Source organism: Desulfobacter hydrogenophilus, assembly GCF_004319545.1.
Classification (GTDB): Bacteria; Desulfobacterota; Desulfobacteria; order Desulfobacterales; family Desulfobacteraceae; genus Desulfobacter; species Desulfobacter hydrogenophilus.
Map to the genome: position 1 here is coordinate 2,880,155 of NZ_CP036313.1, position 19,654 is coordinate 2,899,808.

Consider the following 19,654-nt stretch of genomic DNA (forward strand, 5'->3'; position numbering starts at 1 on the left):
GGTACTGCCTTTTTAGATTAAACACTTCACCATTATTTTTATAACACTCGATGATCAAGGTTTTTTTAAAATGCTGATATTATTGGTTTTAATTAAATATATCATATTTGTAGCATAATTTTTTAAATCAAATAATATCAATAGGTTATGGCTTTTTATAAAAAAAGCTTGTAAAAACACATCATTTACACCCCAGTAGTTACAAGGGGTGAGAAAAAACTTGATCATCGAGTAACAGTGAATGGCAAGCAACAGATAGGTAATAAGGGGTACCAAGATCTGAACCATAAGCCGATACTCGCTTCTTACGATTAAATCGAATAAACTCGTAAGTAGCTTTTTTACATGCAAAAAAACTCTTATTTGCCATCTGAGCTTATAAACTTCAGCAATTTGTTTGGCTGATAGATCCCTGCGAGCGGTTGCAATCCAGTTTCCGGTCATGCAGATCATAAAAAAAGCTAACGGGACATAACTGAAAGCAAATGGTATTCAGGCTACCGACTTAAAGCGGGACAGTTTGAACTGGTTGATGAGAGTTTTTCCAGCACATAAGCTTCAAAATAAGGTCTCCCGGAAGATGCTTATTCTACGGGGTGTCCCGGCTTAAATCGGTAGCCGGTATTCATATCTTTTTTTTGCTTTTTTTTTATTTTCGCCAGTATTTATATCATGTGATGTGAGGGAATCAGATAACCTATCACGAAGTACTGAGTTGGCCCATTGGAACAAAATGTTTTGATCGTTCAATCTGCTCCAGGGCCATTTAATTTCCGGCATTCCTAAACGCTCGGTAATGTTTTTATAAACGAGACGATCCAATTGGGCCAAAGGTCTCCAAAGCTTAACTATAAAGGATGATGGTGCAAAAAAATGATTTTTTTGAGCATACGAATATGCACTATTTTGAGCGATTCTGCTATAAGGCCATAGTAGATATGGCGGAATTTGAGTGTTTTTTTTAATTTGACCGAACAATTGACGTGGGACACCTGCCTCTTCTACAATTCGCCTTGGTATCGGGCGGTCATAACTGCCGCCAATGCTCCAAGGTTCCATTTCTGAAGATTTACTTATCTTTTGAATTGCAGGAAAATGTCGTATTCCCCAATAAGGCACCGGGCAATGAAAAATACCACGAATAAGTCTGTACTCAGAAATCCCCATACCCGCAACACTTGGAGATAGAAATGGATTTGATATATACCGACTATCCGTCCCCCATACCGTGTCACCATGAAAACCTGTCAAAAAAAGACATAATGGTTCAGGATAATCAAATTGAGCCATATTCAGTTCCATTGCTCGGCCAGCCACTGCCCAAAAAAAGACCTCATCACTGACAAATCCTATTTTTCTCTTATATTCAACACATTCAATCCCCAGGCATTCTGCTATCTTTTTTCCTGAATCAGATCCCCGCCATAAACTGCTTGATTCTTTAATGGTGACAGTCTGCCGACACCCCATGTGATTTTTTGCCAAAACAGTAGATAGCAACGAATCATAACCTTGTGAAACAGTTGAAAGAACCGAGACATTAATTTTTCTTTTTTTTGAAGCGGCATTTTTTTTCAAAGCCCTTGCATTTTCATTCAAATAAGACTCATAATCTTCAAATGATAAAAACTCATCGCTTGAATAGGGCTTGGGTTGTTCTTTCAAAATCAGACCATCCCAAATCAAATTGTGATAATACAGTACATTGATATCTCCATCTGACAGTGGTAGTACCCGTTGGTAATGATCAAGTCCCAACCTTATTGAGCCAACGGCAGCGCTGTAGTTATAATCATTTAGGAAATCAAGCCGGGATAGGCAAAGGAACGCTGGCAATGAATTTGAAATAATCGCTTCATTTTTATCCTGTTTCCACCAAAGTCTGTCTAATGTTGAACCGGAGCTGACAAAAACGACTTTTTCATTACGAATACGGATACCGGATCCAAAAATTAAATCTGTCTGATCAAACCCACCATCCTCAAATACTCCAGTCCAGCAGCCCTCAACTACCCAGTCTTCATGGTCTTCAACGCTTGGACCGTGAATAATTTCAATGACGTTGCTGTTTGCTAAAATTTTTGCACCCCATGTAAGTTTGGGCCAGGAGTCAATTCTTTTACAAATTAATTTCATTCCCATCTCTTTGGTTAAAAACCTCCTTTTCTTTGTCGGGTGCTCTCCCGCTGTTACTTTGATTATAAATCAGTAATATGTTTATACGTTAAAAGCTCCCGAAACTCCCAGACATAGTCAGTTATCCCAGCTGCCATTCCTGGTGTTTTGGGGCGCCATCTTTTTTGAAATCGGTCGGTGGAATCTGATATCTCTTCCCGGAGACTCATATGAGAACGCGCAAAATTATAAAAAACTTGAAAGAAAATAGTCTGCTTTTTGAGATTCTCTCTTTTTTTGCTGAAGCTGAGGGTTTTGCGTCCCAAGGGTGCCAGTGATTGCCTGATAGTAAGGTTCAATCTTTCCAGAAAGCTGGTACCTATATTAAATCCCAATTTGGCAAGCCGCTCAGCTCCGCATCTGATGCGATGAGTGATACCAATCAGTCTGCCTTCCTCCTTCTCTTTTATTACCTGAGCATAGACGAGATCAGGATGAGGTTCTTTTACAGGGTCTTTTGGACGTCCTTGTTTTCCGGTTTTTGGAAAAACTTTGAGTTGATGGTAGTACTCAAGCAATGCATTGTAATAACAACTGAAGCCATCACTGAAATAACAAGGAACTCCCATAACAATACCGGCTGTCAATGCAATCAGCGAAAGGGCTGTTTTGAAGGTCCGTGGTCCCACAATAATCCCCAAAATAAGCCTATAATCCGGTGCAAAACTGATCCAAGTCCATTGCTGCCCCTCTTTGGGTTCTGAACTGCCGTCTTCAGTAGAATCAAAGTTTTCTGCTTCACCATTGTTCGTTTTTCGCCGGACAAAGCTCCACATCTCATCCAATTCCACTCTGGTTACAGGTAGTTCATTGAGAAGTAGTAAGTTTATTTCATTAGCTTTTTTGTACGCTCGATCCAACCAGAATAAAACAGTATCTTCTTTGACAGCAAGTGCGAAGGCGATTCTAGTGATATTTACTTTTACAAGTATCATCTTCAAGGCCATCATGACCTTTTCTTCTTTTGTTTTCAAATTAAAGAATACTGTATCACGTGTTTCGGAAAAGGATGCATTGCATGTTTTACATTGAAAAATATGCCTTTTCCCACTTTGGGTCATATAAGTGCTTATCGATATTATATTTTTTTGATTTACTTGTCCGTAGTGCACGCACTTTTTATTCGGACAAGGCTGATTCCAGTCTGATGCTTGTTTCATAAAGTCCCACCCTCTTATATCTTTTATAAACAATATAAAATACGCCTCAAAATGGTCAATTTATAATCAAAGTAACAGCGGGAGAGCACCCAATTTTTAATTGACTGCAAAATAACGTTGGGATTACAGATGGTTGATAGTACCCTATATATAATCGCAATATAGGTGGCCCATCTTATGATCAAGCCCAAAATGGAGCTTTTTTATGAATTAGTTCTCTAACTTCCGGATGATAATTCAATTTTGAATTATCAGGATAACTGCTGGTCATCAATCTTCTGCGGTTTCGACCATGGGGCCATGAAAAACTCTATCCATTTCTGAATTTTGCTCGACAGGCTGTTACCCAATAAAGAAACGTAATTTTGAACTATGTCCGACACATGCGAAATTTTCAATAATCCTTTCCCTCTATCCACATAATTTGGATTCAGTATGTAACTGAAATTGAAACATTCGTTTAGAAAGCCAAATTGGACACTGAATAGAAGGAAGTAAGACGCAGGAAGTGAAGTTTTTTTGCCGTAAACGGAGTATCTGCTTATTTATACGAGACAGGCATCAAGGTTAATAGTGTTTTTTTCACAATAGGTTGCTATTTTTTTTATATTGTGAGAGTTCATCCGAAAACTAATCCGGCATATTCCACCGCATTATTTCAATGTCATCCGCCATTACGGCATTTTGGCAAGTCGAGTGAAAACCAAATTCAAACAAATTACAGATAGGCTACTTCCAGCCTCTCCCACTATGGAAAATGCTGAAAACTGGCGAGAAAGGCAAATTAAGTTTCAAAAAGAGGATCCACTACTTTGTAAGATCTGCAAAACGGCTATGGAATTTGTCTCAGCCTACCGCCCCAACATCCTTGGTTCAATTAGGGAATCTTTCCAAACACTTCTCGCCTGACTTTACGCTATCATCTGCCACGGCACAGGTGCGTCTTCTGTCTAAGAGCAGGCGATTCTTGTCACTTTTGATCAAATTCCGACTATAATTTCAAAATTAAAGGCATAAATTGCTGTTTTTCACATCGTATCCGCGACATAATGGGAAATCATTCCCATGTGTTACGGATCGGGTAAAGCTAGTGCCCCCAAACAAAAACTTTGTTTTTCCGATACATTAAAAAATTGGAAGAATTATAGCATATCCAAACACAAAACACAATATATATTTAATATTAATTCAATTAGTTATGGCTACTTTTCGTTCCGTAACAGCCTGTCGACAACACACATATATGGGCGCTTGGGTCAGGATGGTTTTTTATAGAATTCTATTTTCATCACGGTTTTACACAGCCCATTATTGATACATATTTCACAACAATCACAAATTTAATTACTCGTTTTTACTTGAGAGTTTTTTTAAAAAAAACTTTCTTAAACTCCAGGCGCATATCTATAGTCAAAAGCAGGTAAAACGAAATAACACACCACGCTGCTATTGCCGAAAAAACTTGAAAAGCAAAATCCATCCAAGTGCTTATGGACCAAGTGTTAGTCAAAACAAAGCAGATTGATGAAAACAGTCCAGCCGACAGAAATCCGGGAACGATTACTGAAGTTATAAAATATTTAAAAGAAATATTTGCCTTCAAACAAAGAAAAACTGGCACTGAAACACTAGCAATTAGCAAACGGGCAACCAGTGTTCCAGCTGCAACGCCCGCAAGTCCCCACCCCCAGAACATTACGAAAAACAACGAAAAGAAAATGTTCACAATGGCCTCAGAAATGGCACGAATAGCATTAAATCGTGCATACCCCATGGCATTCAAAACACCCTGGCAAGGGATGAGATATAATGAAGGTAATTTGGATATGCTCAGAATACTCATAACCGAAGCTGCTTCAACTACAGCACCCATATCAAATCCATCTTGGAACATCCACAAACGGATAAATGACTGCGCGTAAAACGTCAGTCCTATATAGGCTACTAAACCGAAACACATGGAAATTTTCAATTGCTTGTATAAGAGTTGTTGTACGTTATCCATCGAATCGGAAGCTACCTTTCGCTGAACGGAGGGGAAAAACGTCGCACTTATCATACTAACGAATGGCGTTGAATAATAAACCAGCATTGCCCCGACACTGTACTCCCGCACTGCCGCAACGCTTAACACTGCCCCGACGATGAGCAGATCGCTTTGTCCAATCACCCTAAATGCTACACTTGAGATGAAAGAATAAACTCCGTACCCGAAAAGTTCCTTCATCCTTGATCGAGAGAAAAGAAATGGAAAACTCCTTAATCTCGAATGAATTTTTCCGCCAAAAATACGGTTGGCAATAAGTGCAAAGAAGTTCCCCAAGATGATCGCGCCAACGAGGCCCCATAATCCCCAGCCTTTGTGCAAGGCATAAACCGTTGCAACTGTTCGCACCAGCAACACGAAGAAATCAATGGTGCGAGCGATATCGAAACGGTCATAGGCGGTAAGCACACTAGCATAAATTGCAGCAATGGCTGAAAGCCAGATATTGACCACCATTAAAGGCAACAAGAAGCGAACAGTGCTGTAATGTTCCGGATCAATTCCTTTGAATAAAAACGGAAACAACCAACCCAACAAAATACCAACCGCCAGAATTAGACCACCGGTAAGGGTGAAAATTCCGAAGCCAGCCCGGATGGTTTCATCCACCCCTACTCTGTCCTTCTTTCCTAAATATAAGGCGACATGCCGGCCTACACTGCTACGCACGCCAATATCAAACACTCCCATATAACCAGCAAGTACGCTCAACAGACTCCAAATCCCGTATTCTATCGCATTAAGCTTGCTAACCACATAAGGCGACAAAAAAAACATAACTACCAGGGCCAAAAGATGCCCCCCCCAATTGATTGCGAGATTGACAATATGTTTACGCGTTCTAACCATTATTTTAGTCAGTCACATGAAGCACAGGGTGAGGATTTTCACAAAGTCTCTGATTTTCAGCAAGCCATTTAGGGCAATTATTGACCTTAATCTCGCCTGCCATGACGAGGTGCCACAAGCCCCAATAAAAAAGTAAGTTTAGAGATTTGCGTTGCGCTTGGGTTAAAACATCCGCTGCTAAGAGTGAATTTATTTTTGAATCGTCAATACAATTACCCGTTGATTCTATATGTCTGGCTTGATTGAGCACTTCTTCGTAAAATGTTTTGTTAGTTGATTTTTTCTTCGTAAGTTTTTTGCCAAGAAGCGGTCCGATATAGGGTATTTTATGCCTGCGCTCCCATTTATAGGAAATATCATAAAAAATATTCTTCAGCACCATGGGCACATTTAACTTATCATTAACCACTCAACTTTCGGTGATTAAAAATGATAGTGAATAAAAACACAACAAACTGATTTTATTATTTAAATTGACGAATTTCACTTTATATGATACGCTTTGTTTACCACTAAACAAACATTTCATACAAAGGAAATTCGCCAAAATGAATACTACCCTTACCAACGTAGAAAATCAAATGACAAATTCAGAACAAATCGGCGTACTCAATGATTATTTTACAAAATTCAAAATTGGTAAGTTATTGAATCAATCAGGAATCGTTAAAACCAAAGGAGCCTCACCGCTTGCCATTTTCACAGCCCTATTTAACTTGGCATTTCACAACAAGAATTTATACCAGGGCATTGTGAAAAATAAAAAAGTTGATGTCGATAAGGACGCCGCTTACAATTTTTTGAACTCTCCAACATATAACTGGCGGCGGTTTACCCTTCAGCTCTGCCGCCGAATTTATTTTATCATCAGAAAGCTCCTTGATGATTCTTCTGAAGAAGTTCTTATCTTCGACGATTCTACCTATAGCAGAAACCGTTCTAAAAAAGTCGAGCTTTTATCCCGGGTGTTTGATCATACAGATATGAAGTACATCAAAGGATTCCGGATGCTGACTCTTGGCTGGTCTGACGGTAACAGTTTTCTTGGACTTGATTTTGCCCTTTTATCATCTGTAGACAAAAAGAATCGATACAATGAAATAAATCCTGATATTGATAAAAGGACCTGCGGATATCATCGCCGCCAGGAAGCGGTTACAAAAACCACAGCCCATCTCGTACCGATGGTAAAAAGAGCCCTTGATATGGGTGTCCGGGCTAAGTATATTTTAATGGACAGTTGGTTTTCGATGCCGTCAGCAATCGCAAATTTGCGGGAATACATACACGTCATATGCATGCTGAAAGATCATCCAAAATGGCTTTATGAATATCAAGGCAAAAAGCTTAGGCTGTCCGAACTCTATGGAAAATTGAAGAAAAAACGAGGAAGAGCAAAAGTCAAAGCCCAAGCTATTGTTACTCTTTCCAACGGCAAGCAGGCAAAAATCATTTTTGTTCCCTGTGATAAAAAACGTGGCTGGCTTGCACTCCTGTCGACAGATTTGGCCCTTCCTAATGAAGAAATCATTCGTCTGTACGGCAAACGTTGGGATATAGAGGTCTTTTTCAAAATGTGCAAACAGCACTTAAAATTGGTGAAGGAAATACAAATTCGAAATTACGATGGCCTTGTGGGCCATACATCTCTGGTTATTGCCAGGTATAATATTCTCAGCCTTTATCAGCGGCAATGTATGGATCAGAGATCATTCGGGGAGCTCTTCAGGGCCTGTAACGATGAGATGACCAATTTGTCTTTTATGGTTTCTTTGGAGCGGATCATGCGTTTAGCTTTGGTAAATATTCGGCAATTATTTAATTTTACCGAGCGTATGGTTCAAGTGATGCTTGATCAGGTAATGGGCCAAGCTCTCAAGTATTTCGGTTTTTCAAGTAGGCCTGAGGAATTATTGGGGGTGTAAATTTACTCCTCCGAAAGTTGAGTTAACCATATACAAACCTTGTTCATTACAAAAAGGTAACTCCATAGCCTTTGGGTAAACATCTTTGAAAATTCTCAGTGAAAGTGTTTTCTGTCTACTTAATTGGTAAGGTGGCAGCCTCAATGAGTTATTCCAAATTTCCTTTGACAGACCGGGCATAAAAGGGATTACCGTATTTGAATATACTTTAAGCGGATTTGGTGTTGTTCTATTTAATGCTCTATTTTTTAAAAAAAACCTCTTTATTCCAAAATCATCATTTCCACACAAACCAATCTCAGCCTGTAGTCTTTCATCTATACTTCTTTGCATTTGTTTTAGAAAATCAAGCGTAAAAATATTTTCCGCTCCACCCCATATGCGTTCACTACGTTTCCATTTTGATCTAAGATAATCATCTATACTTTTACAGGTGAATTGAGTTGCGATATTTCCAGGAGCCCAGCCTTCCCATATTGATCCTGTAAGCGTAAAGATATGACCTGCCACTTTACTGATAAAAAGTGACAACCCTGGAGAAGCAACATCATTCATTATCAGATACTGCATTGATGCAAGTTCTTCTTCAAAGCCAGTAAACGGCAAAGATAGCTTAGCATCGTTGATGCCAAACTGTTTTGCAACTTTCTGCCCCAATTTCCCTTCTGCCCCAAAAAAATGTGCTGGCTGTTGTACTGAAAAGCTTTTGATAGGAATTTTTTTTTCATCTAAAATGCAAAGAAGAAGCCTGGAATCTAAACCTGAACTCATCAAAAGGGTGGAATTTTCAACCCCATATTCTTTGTATGCATCTATATCTGACCTCAAACAGTTGACGATGGGTTCAATTGGTACGTTATCATAAGTTATGTTTACCTGCTTTTGTGGCCAATTCCAATAGCGCTCTTTCGTCAAATTATTGTTTTCGGGATCATAAAAGATACGCTCTCCTCTTAGCCTGGAAACCCCTGCCAGTTGGGTATGTTCTCCAACCGTATGGCCAAAAACAACAAAGGCTCCCCAGCCAGCCGGATCTGGCTTTACGGGGACAATTCCCGCAACGGAAAAAGCTTTAATTTCTGAAGCGTAAGCAACACCTTTATGGGCTCGGTGGTAATAGACTGGTTGAAACCCCATAAAATCAGGCACCAGAAGAGCCGTTTTCTCTTTTTCGTGCCAGAAAACCGCAGCATAGGCACCATCTATTTCAGTCAGTGCTTGAAATGCCTCAGCAGTGTTCATCTCAACTATTTGGTATAAAAACGCTTTTAATTGTCCCAACTTGGTCGGCACACCTGAAATAGCCAGTAAGTTGCCGTCCCTGCTTTTAAAAAACATCGGGATGGCTCCATAGCGTTCTGATGTTCGGACAATTCCAATAGCGCCGCCTGAAACTTTGAAAACTTCAACCGAATGCCATTGATGAACAACTTGTGCCTGACACATCCGCTCTACATATTCTTTTGGCAAATACGGGCCTACAGAGCCAAAAACTGCGGCGATTTTCATACAGACTCTCTTCCTTTTCCTATCCGTTAAGACTTTCCGGTTTCGATATGAAAGTCTATGGTGTCCCTTCACAATCAGCCAACATTCTTTGCGTATGTTTCCGCCCAAACGGATCCCTCACCGTCAGTGTCCATTCCTCCCCACAAACAGACTTATCTCCCAGATAAAGAGTCGGTCGTGCATCAACGGTTGGACTGATCACCTTCGTTTCACCCTGGGATACAGCCTGAAATTGTGCCACCTGTGGGTGGGTCACAGTGGCGTGTAAATCCACCTGAAACCAGACATCTTTGTCTACATCAATATGCAAAAATATTCGGGAAACAGCCGGTGTTTCAACCAACGGCATGAGAGGCCCCCCCCCCCCATAAACGTGGTAACCCAGCCCAAATTCATCTGATTCATAAACCATTCTTCCTCAAGGGTTTTACCGCATAACAACACGGCATAAAAAACCGCATCGCCACACCAGTTTTTGTTGTGGATATGTGGCGCTTAGCCGTAGACTCCGGGACAATTGGATAAGAACCTGCTTTTTGTCAAGAACATAAAGTAAAACTTATAGGGCTGGGTACAGGGGTATTTAGGGTAAAAATAAAGATTGCTTTTGAAAAGTAAAAAATATGAAACTCCGCTTATTGTAATGTTTAGACGGGAGTTTCTTACAAACCAGCATCATGTGGACTAATTTGAAAGTGGTTTATGAGGGATAATTTTTTTACCTGTTAAAATTTTTTTTTGTAATAGTTTCATTTTTGCACACCAATGAGATCCTGTTGCGCAGCCATTTTCTATTGCTTGTAGACTCAATTTTTTTTTATTCATAAGCGATAACGCTTCTGCCATATAAAACCATATTTTCCCTGACTTATCGCTTTTGTGACTTCGCTTCAACATGGCTGAATAATCATCAACTGCATTTTGCATATATCCCAAGCCCATAAAACAATCTCCCCTAAATTTTCTAGCCGAAGGATATTTTAATTTTGGATTTTTTTCATCTTTTTTTATAACCAAGGAAAAGTTTTTAATAGCGTTGAAATAATCCCCCATACGACCCAACACAAATGCACGCCTATAGTAACCTTCTGAATTAGAAGGTTGGAGTTTTATGGCTTTATTACAAATCATTAAAGCAAGATCATGCCTGCCTTTATTTTTACTGTAATCCTCGGCCTTAGTTAAAAGAAAGTGAACCTTTTGTGATACTGTAACAGCCGAGCTTATTTGTAAATCAATTGCAGTCAAAAAAGCAGACACAAGAACCATGAAAAGGACTAAATGCAAACATCTTTTCAAAAACAATACCATTTTTTATACTGTATTCTCCTCTAAATACCTATAATTAAAACAACCGATAACAAATTCGATCCATTTTTTTAAACTATATCTCTTCAGACATTGCAGAGATCCTTGAATTACGATTTTCTTTGGAATCTAATACTCGCTGATCCAGTTTTTTTCCAAACCCTGTAAATACTGGGGTTGGGATGACGTGTCTTTACAAGAATCTTTTGGCTCTAAATAACTTCTCAATAAGTCCGGGTAAACATTATTTTATTTTAGCATGTTAGACTCTGTCAAAAAAGCTTATTATAGGTACTTTGGGTTGATGACAACTTGGCATAAAACAATATCTATTTGAATTTATTAAATAAAAAATTGGTATAGATTTTGCCTCATATTGAATGTTGCATGCCTTCTAATATATTAATTTAACTATGATTTTTTATTTACCCGGACTTATTGAGAAGTTACATAAAAGAAACCATCAAATCCCATTGTCCCGGTGCGCAGAACCAAGGGTCTCGGGCAATTTATGTCGAAATTTTTATCTGGTTAGGGCATATTGGAATCCCTTTTTTAAAAACATACAATGTTAAGCTTATTTTAACCAGTTGACTTTTTACTCGATCATCAAGTTTTTAGGGAATTTGTTCAAATTCAAGGCGGAACTGATTTTTAACCGGATGAATATACTACATATTTTGAGACTTAAAAATTATTTCCAACGCCGAAGTTGGGCAAATTAACAAAAACTTGATCATCGAGTTTTAGTATTAAATTCCTGCTAAAAAATATTGATCGGTCGACCGGGAAAATGGGAATGCGCCATTCAATATGTTCAGATAAACGCTTTAAAAACATGCCTCACCTCAATTATTCTTCATAATCCGGTCATCCGAATTTACATTTTTTTTTAAATACGATCAATTCCCAAGACACCCTTCCTCAGGGCAAGTCTATATTTGTCACATAGTTATTTCCGTAAGGATCTTTCACTTTCAATTTCCATTTTTGGTTAAACACCTCTTTTTTGTTCCCTAACAGAACATATGGAGCCCCCTCAAATGACTCACATAAAGCCACTTTGCCACCGGAAGAAGTTGCTTTAAACTGAGCGGTTTCAGGTGACGCGGAAGATGAATGAAGTTTCACTCTAAGCCAGACTTCTTGAGTCTTGTTTATCCCTGTTAGGGTTACTATCTCAATATCCTTATTTTGTTTAAATTCAGGTATAGTCGTGTCTTTAGAGCCAGACAAAGGCCAGTGATATAAAGGATCTCCTACAAAAGTTGTGATCCATCCCAGATGGGCTTGATTCATGAGAAGAACTTCTCCAACTGAGTTCCCTTTAAGAAGGAAAGGATATAAAATTTCATCATCCCACCAGCTTTTGTTGTGAATGTGAGGAGCTCCGTTATATACTCGAGCAGCACCGGTTGTTACTGTGACCCCCATGGCTATATCCCTGATCATTTCCCCTTTTTTCCAGCCATTATGGGAAATAACCGTTCCAGCTATCCCTCCTGGCAGATAAACCGGCCCACGGTTAAAGAATCCTTTCGTCGGCGAAAAACGAAGAAACGCCAATCGGTCTCTGGCCGCGCCACCGTAGTAGAGATGATGAATCCCCTTTTCCCAGAGCCATTGTCCGGCACTTGTCCACTCTATTCTTCCAACTCTGTCCTTAGTTTTTTTGTTAGCCATTCTATCCATCTCACCCATGGCCAGACCGCCATATCTTGAAGCGTAGACTGCCCGGTCTATGAGCCCGCGCGCTGCCATGGGCGTCGGTGCGTCAATTCGCATCACAAAAAATAACTGTCTATTTTTAAAGCGGTTTCGTTCTTTTGAAATAAAAGGAACCGGCGGTTGAAGCTTATCAAGGGTGTTCTTTTTTTTCCCATAGACCAATGGATGCATAAATGGGTTGGCTTTTATGCCAAAAAGGGGCTTTGCCTGGGGCGTACGAAAATAATATGCAGTAAAAGGGATGTTGTCTCGAAACCGCAGGGGCTGGGGCCTGGACCCCATGATTGCTTCAAGGTCGTAATACATAAGCTGGAGCCGTTGTTCAAGACTGATGATACTGCCATAGTTGTTTATATGCTCTGTAATTCCACGGGCAATGCCATAGGGAGCAACGACGGTCCTCGGCAGTCCATAACAGACCACCATGAACAGGATGTGATCTTTCAGCAGCGTTCCATCAGCCCTGGCATTTTCAGGCGCCTCCAGAAATTTTTTAACCTGATTTTCGATATATAAAAGATACATCCGGTCATCGCGTTTACCGTCCGGACCGGTTTCACTGAATTCAACATCTTGGAAATCCGTATACTTTGTTTCCCATTTATGCAACTCTCCAGAGGCCTCCTTGCAACTGGCATGAGCGGAAAAAGAGCCGGTAAGAAAGATGCGGGCATTGGCCCGAACATTCCACGGCCCATCAGTCTGGACTTTCACGCGATTGCCATGCTGGCTTTTCCCATTATCTACCAGCAGTACCACATTTTTAAGATCCTTTTTAAGCTGGATCTTCAGGGAGTCAAGCAACCATTTCGTACCTTTTTTCTGGGGAAGAGTGAATTCAAGCAACCGGCTGTCACGCATATCATCTTTGGCAAATTTTAATATTTTTTCATTTTTTTTTAAAACAACACCGGATGCATTGTCGTGGCTCCTTTCGGAAAGATGGTGCTCATTGAGAGAACTACCTTTTAAGTGCTTTGGCGTATTTGAACAACTGAGCCCTAAAACATAAGGTTTTTCACCTGTTTTGGGGTCCGTGTGCATAGAAATATAATGATCTGCAATCTCTTTGGAATCCTGCCCGGGATCAGTAAGGGGATCATCCACTTTCCAATCTGCGTTGTAAAGAACCAGTACCTGGGATGGCGTCACAGCATGTGCGATGCCAATCAGTTGATTGAGGAAGACCACGACCACGCAGGAGAATAAAAATATTTGTATGGGTTTAAGTTTTTGCATCACGCCTTTTAGGACTGCACCACCGGTTGTTGTCGACTTTTTACGATTTTTTTGATTGAGATATACCACTTCCTGGATTGATTTGGTTAATTTTCGGGTTTAACGCCCAATAAGGTGTACACAAATTTAATTACATTTCTTGCTATGGTTATCGCTTCTATACAAAATGCTTTCATCAGGATTAAAGTCTGGTATTACACTGCCCAACGGATACTTTGACGGCAAATATATGGAATTCAAAAAATCGCAATTTTCATCTGAAATATCGACTTGTATGTTCAGCATTTCCAGATTCTTTTTAAGCTCAAGAATCTCATGAGTTTTTTTCAGTCGCGCTCCTTTTTCGATTAGTAACGTTTTTAGTGCTTTTTCAACTGACTGCTGCACATTTTGAAGACATGGATTAAAAAGGCTGTTTTTCAAAAGCACATTAGCGGAATCAAAATTCTCTTTAGAATATGTCAACCATATCTTTGTTTCACCTCTCAAAAATGACATCCCCATCTTACAATATATTTTGAGGATTAAAAATTATTTCCAACGCCGAAGTTGGGCAAATTAACAAAAACTTGATCATCGAGTATTTGGTTTTTATTATCGCACAAAGAGACGAAGACACAAAGATGATCTTATCATTTCAGATCGCAGCTTTTTTGAATTTGCCGGATATAGCTATGTATATCGGTCAGGCTGGCAAGTATTTTGGTACAGATAATACCGGAATCAATGGTCTCATAATCATGGGCAAGAAAATTACGGAATCCGGCAATTTTTGCAAAAGAATATGCAAACTCAGAGTCAAGCACCCCGCTTTCTCCGAGTATATCAAAGGCCTCTGCATATGATTGGGGGATTCTCAAGTTCTTTTTTTTTATCACCATTTCAGCAAGTGCTATGCAGGTGTCTGTCAATAAATACAAATAATGAAGCATTGCTCCCCTGTAAATTGGGTCCTTATCAAATTTTACGTCACGCTCATATTTAAGCATGTCGATGATCTTCATATATTCATTGATCCGCCCAATTTTTTGAATAACCCTTTCCACTATACCCCCATCACCCTCTTTCTTTGATGTTTGAAATCAATAGCATTGTGGGAAATTTTTTGTTCGTACTCTATTCTTGCGGATTGATCTTTTTCGTAAATTAATTGTCCATGGGTGATGATATTGTTCAGGAGCATAAGGTTCTGACATTGGTTCATGACAACTATATCGATACGGTTTATTTTCAATGCTCTGCTCAGTTGAAGGTAAAGCTCTGACTTTATATCGAAATAATCCTGTTTTATGTTTTCTTCTACATAAACGGCGATATCAAGATCACTTGATTCGGTATGGTCTTTCCGGGCAAGGGATCCAAAAAGATAAACAAATATGAAATAATGTTGCAGTTCATGAAATATCTTTTTTAAGTTTTCTATCATTTTTTTATCTTCAGTCATCTACATCACTTAAAGCTCGCACAAAGGTACTAAGACAAAGTTTCTTATGCTTTACGGCTTTGTGACTTTGTGTGAAAAAAATTAATTATTCGAATTTGACCCGATGATAAATCTCGGAAAGTAATAACCGGCAATCAATAGATTCAAGTTTGATTTCTGTGTCAATCTTTGTATACGGATCAAATATACGCCATATACCATCATCTCCACGAATGAATTTTTCAACCTTACAATGGTATTGAGATATTAGGATATATTCCTGAAGTGAAGGGATGAGCCGATAATGTGCAAATTTCTCCCCTCTATCATATAATTCAGTGGAATTTGAAAGGATCTCAATGATAACATCTGGATTCAATAAGGTATCAAATTGATCATCTTCCAACTCAAGATCACCACAAACAACCACCACATCAGGATAAGTATATTTATCAACCCCCTGAATCTTGACTCTCATGTCGCTTAAGAAAACATCACAAGATCTGTCTGCCAACTGGTTTCCAAGAAATCGATTAATATTACTGCCAATCCGTTTGTGATTTACCTTTGCACCCGTCATGGCGAAAATTTCACCATCATAATACTCATGCCTGATTTCGGAAACTCTTTCAAACTTGAGGTATTCCTCAGCCGTCATCTTGAGTTTTTCTTGTGATTGATTCATATAGCTGCCCTTTTTTTCGGGGATCCGCTCTTTCTTTGTTTATTTATGGCACTGATAAATGATCGCACAGAGACACGGAGACACAAAGAATTTTTAATCTTCCACTAAGGTACAAAGGGGTTTATTGGATGGTTCCGTTGATTAGGCGGGTAATGCCGTCTTTCATTAGTGCCTCACCGAAGTTGAGGAGAAAACCAAGTTTTTTATCAGTCAGTTTCAGGTATGTGAGTACCTGTTTTTTGTGTGCTTTTGATATGGTTTCCACGGATTTCAGTTCTATGATGACTTTATCCTCAACAATGAGATCCGCCTTGAAGCCCTGCTGGAATTTAATTCCTTTATAATTTATGGGAATGGAAATTTGGCGGTCCACTTTTAGGCCCCTTGATTCGAGTTCGTGTTTCAGCAAGACTTCGTATACTGTTTCGAGCAGACCCGGGCCTGTTTCTTTATGAACTTGTATTGATGCGTCTACGATTAATTTCGCTATTTCGTTTTCTGTCATTTGTTTGTCTCACACAAAGGCACTAAGGGTAATTTTTTTTTGCGGCTTTGTGTCTTTGTGCGAGGCTAAATTTAGATAAATTTGGTATAAAAAAGAATACCGACCCGGTTAATGTGATCAATAAGATCCTGGTTTTGAATTTTCCGGAATACTGTAAGATCCAGTTTATAGGGCAGTAGAAGATCATCAAGATCTATCTCCAGTTTATTCAATCGGGAATTCTTTATAAGGTCGTCCATGATAACCAGATCAATATCAGAACCGGGATGATAATTGCCTTTGGCACGGGAACCGTAAATACAAACCTGTTCAATTTCAGGATAGGATTTAAACACACCATGAATTTTTTGAATGGTCTCTGAAGGTAATCCGAAGCAGGAAAGTTTATTTTCCATTGGCTAATTTTTCCATGACCTTTTCAAAATCGATAAAAAGGTTGTAATAGACGTCTGCAACGTTCAATATGATACGGTCAACCATGGCATCATCGTATGTGTGTACCGCCCTGTTCCGTGTGTTGATCATACCCATCCAGCTTTCACCATCTGTAATCAGCTGATTTTGAAAAGATTCCCTGGTCGCATCTCTTGATCCCGTGATAAGGGTATTTCCCTGGTATTGAAAATAGTCCTTCATCACTTTCCAGGCCAGTTCATGGGTGAATTCAAAGGCTTTAACAAAGCCCTGGCGCTCTATATTGGATAAAGGCCGCTGCCTGTGAAGCAAGACGGCTTCCCTGAGTTGATCCAACGCCTTTTTATAATTTTGGAACCGCTGCTTCCAGCGGATATCTTCCTTCATTTTTACTCCTGTTCTCGTACACCATCAAATCTTCAAGAAATATTTTTCAAGCGCTTCCGGTAAAGCCAATCCCAGTTTGTTTTATGGTTCAGAACACCGATATCCGCTGATACAAATCTTTTATCTCTGACAAATATAAAGGACATTTTTTTATAAATCTGTTCTGCCTGTTCTTCATTGTAGGTGTGTGACAGTAAGTTTCCGGATTGAATCATTTTTAAAAAATATCCTCCTGTTCGATAATTGAAAGGGCATAGGCTTCCTTGAAAACGAGTCTCGGGGAGACCGCTCGAATTCCATGGATATCCTCTAAGAAAATTTTCAGTGTTTTCCACATCAATTCATATGTGAATTCAAACCGCTGGATGGTGGCATCCATAACAATGGAGGATTCCGGTTCCTGAAGCGCTTCTGCGAAATGATCGGTCGCCTTTTTTAAACCCTTCATCCACTGAATTGAAATCGACAAGATCTATTTTTAATAGTGTAGGGATTTGCTCTAATTTTTCCTGGATGCTCAGCTAATTTTTTCCTGAAATCTGTGAATCAGTAAGTATCCCGATATCGATATCGGATTTTTCATCGTGTATTTCTCTTGCGCGGGACCCGAATAGAAACAGTTGATAGTTCCCCTCTATTTTACTGCTGATTATTTTTGCTACTTGTTTCAGGATTTTTTCAATTTTCATTTTGCTATCACGCAAAGGCTTTTCGCAGTGGAAGAATGGCCTGAAACTCTTCACCGGTTTCCTGGAAAATCGGTTCAAACCCGAGCCGTCTGGCTTCATGACAAACCATGGGAATCCCCCTGCCAAGTTTATCAATATACCTTAAATTTTCCATAAATTTTACAATTACCGGGTTAACCGCATAGCTTACCCCATTTTTCAATTTTTCAATGGTAACCGTATTGGGCAGGCGGCCGGGGCTGATAAACTCAATCCGGTCATCAAACTGTAGAATTCTGATTCTGGAACCATGGATTGCATAATTGCGATGGACACAGGCATTTACCAGAAGTTCCCTGAATACTTTGTCCGGGTATCGCGTCGTTTTGACAACCCGCTTTGCTTTTTCTATTTTCGAAGCTTCCATGATATTGTGTTTGACAACAGACAAAGCTGTATCGACCTGGAAAGATAGAGTTCCCTCAATGACCTGGCGGTCAATCAATTCGTCATTCAATCCTGTTCCGGCAAAATGAGCATAACTGATACTTGAATTCTTTAAAAACTTCTGGGGGTACGTACCAAAAATCAAAAGCCCGGCAACTGTCACATTCTTTTTGTCTGTCAGCACGTCAGTATTGATTAATAATGAAGTCACATCCTTTTCATCATCAATATCAATTTCATATCTTTGAAAATACGACGAAATCGCCGTCATGTTTAAATGCTTTAAAGAGGTATTTTCAACCCCTGTCAAGTCATACTGAAACATCCCTGCATGCTGAAACATGCGCATCAGTTCAGCCTGTGACGCCACCCGGCTGGTAGATCCGATTCGGATATGATATAAGTTTTTGTTGGTCTGGTAAGGTTTATCGCTTCCTTTGGGAATATCGATAACAACGATCTTTTTGCCGTCAATCACAACAATGAGGCAATCTGCCTGGATAGCGGGAATAATATTATACCTGTATATATTGGCTACCCATTCTTCCCAGTTTTTTGAATCATCCACCCCACAGATCCCTGCCTGATCACTGACACCGATTAGAATCGTTCCGCCCTGGGTATTGGCAAAAGCAGCCATTTCTTTGGCAATGGAATCCGGATGAACTTTCTGCTCTTTAAATTCAATGAACTGATTCTCCCCTTGCTCAATCAGTGCTTTGACTTTGTTGACTGCCGCATGAGTCATCTATTCAAAAACTCCATCCGGCTTATTTTTTTGATCTGATTTCATCCTTGAATTTTTTTCGATTTTTATTTCAACCTCATGCAAAGGCGCAAAGAGGATAATGGTTATATTAGGACGTCTTTCAGTTCGTCGTATTTTTTAAACTTTTGGTCTCGAGACATGAGCCTTGCTTGTAAGACAATAGCTGTTGCTATGATAATTCTATCTTGCGGATCGCTATGATGCTCCGGTAGTTGTACGGCTTGTGTGGCAATTCCCGGGGTAATGGGTATCAATTCAATTCCCGATCCGGCAAGCGCCTTGTCAAACCAGTCATGAATTTTACAATGAAGATTAATACGTTTATGTTGAAAAAGCCAAGCTACCTCGAAGCAACTTATCGCTGATACGGATACGGTATCTTCGTTATTGATGATGACATTCATCCGGCTTTAGTC

The 19,654-nt window shown here is 39.5% G+C and carries 22 protein-coding genes and 1 pseudogene; 2 read left to right on the top strand and 21 right to left on the bottom strand.

Features of this window, described 5'->3' with window-relative positions; genetic code table 11:
• Nucleotides 1–234: 234 nt before the first annotated feature.
• The 3 genes and pseudogenes from EYB58_RS23975 to EYB58_RS24735 all read right to left on the bottom strand — a co-directional run.
• A pseudogene (locus tag EYB58_RS23975) lies at nucleotides 235–432 on the bottom strand (IS4 family transposase); the annotation flags it as partial.
• A gap of 174 nt (nucleotides 433–606) precedes the next feature.
• A complete protein-coding gene (locus EYB58_RS12815) occupies nucleotides 607–2,136 on the bottom strand; it encodes a hypothetical protein (RefSeq protein WP_131072063.1) in 1,530 nt (509 codons plus the stop codon).
• A gap of 62 nt (nucleotides 2,137–2,198) precedes the next feature.
• Nucleotides 2,199–3,335 (bottom strand): hypothetical protein, encoded by a 1,137-nt coding sequence (locus EYB58_RS24735; RefSeq protein ID WP_131072064.1) that lies wholly within the window; start codon nucleotides 3,333–3,335, stop codon nucleotides 2,199–2,201.
• Nucleotides 3,336–3,956: 621 nt separating this feature from the next.
• On the opposite strand from EYB58_RS24735, the gene EYB58_RS24740 reads away from it, so the two are divergent.
• Nucleotides 3,957–4,244 (top strand): transposase, encoded by a 288-nt coding sequence (locus tag EYB58_RS24740; RefSeq protein ID WP_111960474.1) that lies wholly within the window; start codon nucleotides 3,957–3,959, stop codon nucleotides 4,242–4,244.
• Between the two features lie 445 nt (nucleotides 4,245–4,689).
• On the opposite strand, the gene EYB58_RS12830 is transcribed toward EYB58_RS24740, so the two are convergent.
• Nucleotides 4,690–6,093, bottom strand: a complete 1,404-nt coding sequence (locus tag EYB58_RS12830; protein ID WP_242637347.1) for an oligosaccharide flippase family protein — start codon at nucleotides 6,091–6,093, stop codon at nucleotides 4,690–4,692.
• Nucleotides 6,094–6,235: 142 nt separating this feature from the next.
• On the bottom strand, nucleotides 6,236–6,640 hold the full coding sequence (locus EYB58_RS12835) for a hypothetical protein (protein ID WP_131072065.1): 405 nt from the start codon (nucleotides 6,638–6,640) through the stop codon (nucleotides 6,236–6,238).
• A gap of 139 nt (nucleotides 6,641–6,779) precedes the next feature.
• Between EYB58_RS12835 and EYB58_RS12840 the strand changes: the two genes are divergently transcribed.
• A complete protein-coding gene (locus tag EYB58_RS12840) occupies nucleotides 6,780–8,156 on the top strand; it encodes an IS4 family transposase (RefSeq protein WP_131072014.1) in 1,377 nt (458 codons plus the stop codon).
• Here the strand turns inward: EYB58_RS12840 and EYB58_RS12845 are convergent.
• From EYB58_RS12845 to EYB58_RS12920, 16 genes are all read right to left on the bottom strand, one after another.
• The gene (locus EYB58_RS12845; protein ID WP_111956999.1) at nucleotides 8,142–9,665 is read right to left on the bottom strand and encodes an asparagine synthetase B family protein; all 1,524 of its coding nucleotides are present in this window, start codon (nucleotides 9,663–9,665) and stop codon (nucleotides 8,142–8,144) included. The genes EYB58_RS12840 and EYB58_RS12845 overlap by 15 nt on opposite strands.
• Before the next feature lie 55 nt (nucleotides 9,666–9,720).
• A complete protein-coding gene (locus EYB58_RS12850; protein WP_131072066.1) occupies nucleotides 9,721–10,014 on the bottom strand; it encodes a hypothetical protein in 294 nt (97 codons plus the stop codon).
• Nucleotides 10,015–10,349: 335 nt separating this feature from the next.
• Complete coding sequence (locus tag EYB58_RS12855) at nucleotides 10,350–10,976, bottom strand: tetratricopeptide repeat protein (RefSeq protein ID WP_111957003.1); 627 nt, start codon at nucleotides 10,974–10,976, stop codon at nucleotides 10,350–10,352.
• 921 nt (nucleotides 10,977–11,897) lie between these two features.
• The gene (locus EYB58_RS12860; protein ID WP_111957005.1) at nucleotides 11,898–13,940 is read right to left on the bottom strand and encodes a hypothetical protein; all 2,043 of its coding nucleotides are present in this window, start codon (nucleotides 13,938–13,940) and stop codon (nucleotides 11,898–11,900) included.
• A gap of 126 nt (nucleotides 13,941–14,066) precedes the next feature.
• On the bottom strand, nucleotides 14,067–14,405 hold the full coding sequence (locus EYB58_RS12865; protein WP_163354418.1) for a HEPN domain-containing protein: 339 nt from the start codon (nucleotides 14,403–14,405) through the stop codon (nucleotides 14,067–14,069).
• Nucleotides 14,406–14,572: 167 nt separating this feature from the next.
• Nucleotides 14,573–14,986 carry a type VII toxin-antitoxin system HepT family RNase toxin gene (gene hepT, locus EYB58_RS12870; RefSeq protein ID WP_111957009.1) on the bottom strand — a complete coding sequence of 138 codons (414 nt, stop codon included), beginning with the start codon at nucleotides 14,984–14,986 and terminating at the stop codon, nucleotides 14,573–14,575.
• Nucleotides 14,986–15,384: a type VII toxin-antitoxin system MntA family adenylyltransferase antitoxin gene (gene mntA / locus EYB58_RS12875; RefSeq protein ID WP_111957011.1), complete on the bottom strand. Its 399-nt coding sequence runs from the start codon at nucleotides 15,382–15,384 to the stop codon at nucleotides 14,986–14,988. Before mntA ends, hepT begins: the two co-directional genes overlap by 1 nt.
• Nucleotides 15,385–15,469: 85 nt before the next feature.
• Complete coding sequence (locus EYB58_RS12880; protein WP_111957013.1) at nucleotides 15,470–16,048, bottom strand: Uma2 family endonuclease; 579 nt, start codon at nucleotides 16,046–16,048, stop codon at nucleotides 15,470–15,472.
• 121 nt (nucleotides 16,049–16,169) lie between these two features.
• Entirely contained in the window at nucleotides 16,170–16,553 is a 384-nt protein-coding gene (locus EYB58_RS12885; protein WP_111957015.1) for a GxxExxY protein, read from the bottom strand.
• Between the two features lie 71 nt (nucleotides 16,554–16,624).
• Nucleotides 16,625–16,948, bottom strand: coding sequence for a nucleotidyltransferase domain-containing protein (locus EYB58_RS12890; protein ID WP_111957017.1), 324 nt, complete (start codon nucleotides 16,946–16,948; stop codon nucleotides 16,625–16,627).
• Nucleotides 16,938–17,354, bottom strand: coding sequence for a nucleotidyltransferase substrate binding protein (locus EYB58_RS12895; RefSeq protein ID WP_111957019.1), 417 nt, complete (start codon nucleotides 17,352–17,354; stop codon nucleotides 16,938–16,940). Before EYB58_RS12895 ends, EYB58_RS12890 begins: the two co-directional genes overlap by 11 nt.
• Nucleotides 17,355–17,386: 32 nt before the next feature.
• Entirely contained in the window at nucleotides 17,387–17,569 is a 183-nt protein-coding gene (locus EYB58_RS12900) for a hypothetical protein (protein ID WP_111957021.1), read from the bottom strand.
• A gap of 2 nt (nucleotides 17,570–17,571) precedes the next feature.
• Nucleotides 17,572–17,802 (bottom strand): nucleotidyltransferase substrate binding protein, encoded by a 231-nt coding sequence (locus EYB58_RS12905; RefSeq protein ID WP_111957023.1) that lies wholly within the window; start codon nucleotides 17,800–17,802, stop codon nucleotides 17,572–17,574.
• 73 nt (nucleotides 17,803–17,875) lie between these two features.
• Entirely contained in the window at nucleotides 17,876–18,142 is a 267-nt protein-coding gene (locus EYB58_RS24745) for a nucleotidyltransferase domain-containing protein (protein WP_111957025.1), read from the bottom strand.
• On the bottom strand, nucleotides 18,051–19,217 hold the full coding sequence (locus tag EYB58_RS12915; protein WP_111957027.1) for an RNA-binding domain-containing protein: 1,167 nt from the start codon (nucleotides 19,215–19,217) through the stop codon (nucleotides 18,051–18,053). The genes EYB58_RS24745 and EYB58_RS12915 overlap by 92 nt, the downstream gene beginning before the upstream one ends.
• A 104-nt stretch (nucleotides 19,218–19,321) precedes the next feature.
• Complete coding sequence (locus EYB58_RS12920) at nucleotides 19,322–19,642, bottom strand: type II toxin-antitoxin system VapC family toxin (protein WP_207309047.1); 321 nt, start codon at nucleotides 19,640–19,642, stop codon at nucleotides 19,322–19,324.
• Nucleotides 19,643–19,654: the final 12 nt, after the last annotated feature.

Bases quoted from the DNA above. Each gene is read 5' to 3' on its own strand.
- EYB58_RS12815 (WP_131072063.1), bottom strand. From the start codon at position 2,136: ATGAAATTAATTTGTAAAAGAATTGACTCCTGGCCCAAACTTACATGG.
- EYB58_RS24735 (WP_131072064.1), bottom strand. From the start codon at position 3,335: ATGAAACAAGCATCAGACTGGAATCAGCCTTGTCCGAATAAAAAGTGC.
- EYB58_RS12840 (WP_131072014.1), top strand. From the start codon at position 6,780: ATGAATACTACCCTTACCAACGTAGAAAATCAAATGACAAATTCAGAA.
- EYB58_RS12845 (WP_111956999.1), bottom strand. From the start codon at position 9,665: ATGAAAATCGCCGCAGTTTTTGGCTCTGTAGGCCCGTATTTGCCAAAA.
- EYB58_RS12850 (WP_131072066.1), bottom strand. From the start codon at position 10,014: ATGCCGTTGGTTGAAACACCGGCTGTTTCCCGAATATTTTTGCATATT.
- EYB58_RS12855 (WP_111957003.1), bottom strand. From the start codon at position 10,976: ATGGTATTGTTTTTGAAAAGATGTTTGCATTTAGTCCTTTTCATGGTT.
- EYB58_RS12860 (WP_111957005.1), bottom strand. From the start codon at position 13,940: ATGCAAAAACTTAAACCCATACAAATATTTTTATTCTCCTGCGTGGTC.
- mntA (WP_111957011.1), bottom strand. From the start codon at position 15,384: ATGACTGAAGATAAAAAAATGATAGAAAACTTAAAAAAGATATTTCAT.
- EYB58_RS12880 (WP_111957013.1), bottom strand. From the start codon at position 16,048: ATGAATCAATCACAAGAAAAACTCAAGATGACGGCTGAGGAATACCTC.
- EYB58_RS12885 (WP_111957015.1), bottom strand. From the start codon at position 16,553: ATGACAGAAAACGAAATAGCGAAATTAATCGTAGACGCATCAATACAA.
- EYB58_RS12890 (WP_111957017.1), bottom strand. From the start codon at position 16,948: ATGGAAAATAAACTTTCCTGCTTCGGATTACCTTCAGAGACCATTCAA.
- EYB58_RS12895 (WP_111957019.1), bottom strand. From the start codon at position 17,354: ATGAAGGAAGATATCCGCTGGAAGCAGCGGTTCCAAAATTATAAAAAG.
- EYB58_RS12900 (WP_111957021.1), bottom strand. From the start codon at position 17,569: ATGATTCAATCCGGAAACTTACTGTCACACACCTACAATGAAGAACAG.
- EYB58_RS12905 (WP_111957023.1), bottom strand. From the start codon at position 17,802: ATGAAGGGTTTAAAAAAGGCGACCGATCATTTCGCAGAAGCGCTTCAG.
- EYB58_RS24745 (WP_111957025.1), bottom strand. From the start codon at position 18,142: ATGAAGCCAGACGGCTCGGGTTTGAACCGATTTTCCAGGAAACCGGTG.
- EYB58_RS12915 (WP_111957027.1), bottom strand. From the start codon at position 19,217: ATGACTCATGCGGCAGTCAACAAAGTCAAAGCACTGATTGAGCAAGGG.
- EYB58_RS12920 (WP_207309047.1), bottom strand. From the start codon at position 19,642: ATGAATGTCATCATCAATAACGAAGATACCGTATCCGTATCAGCGATA.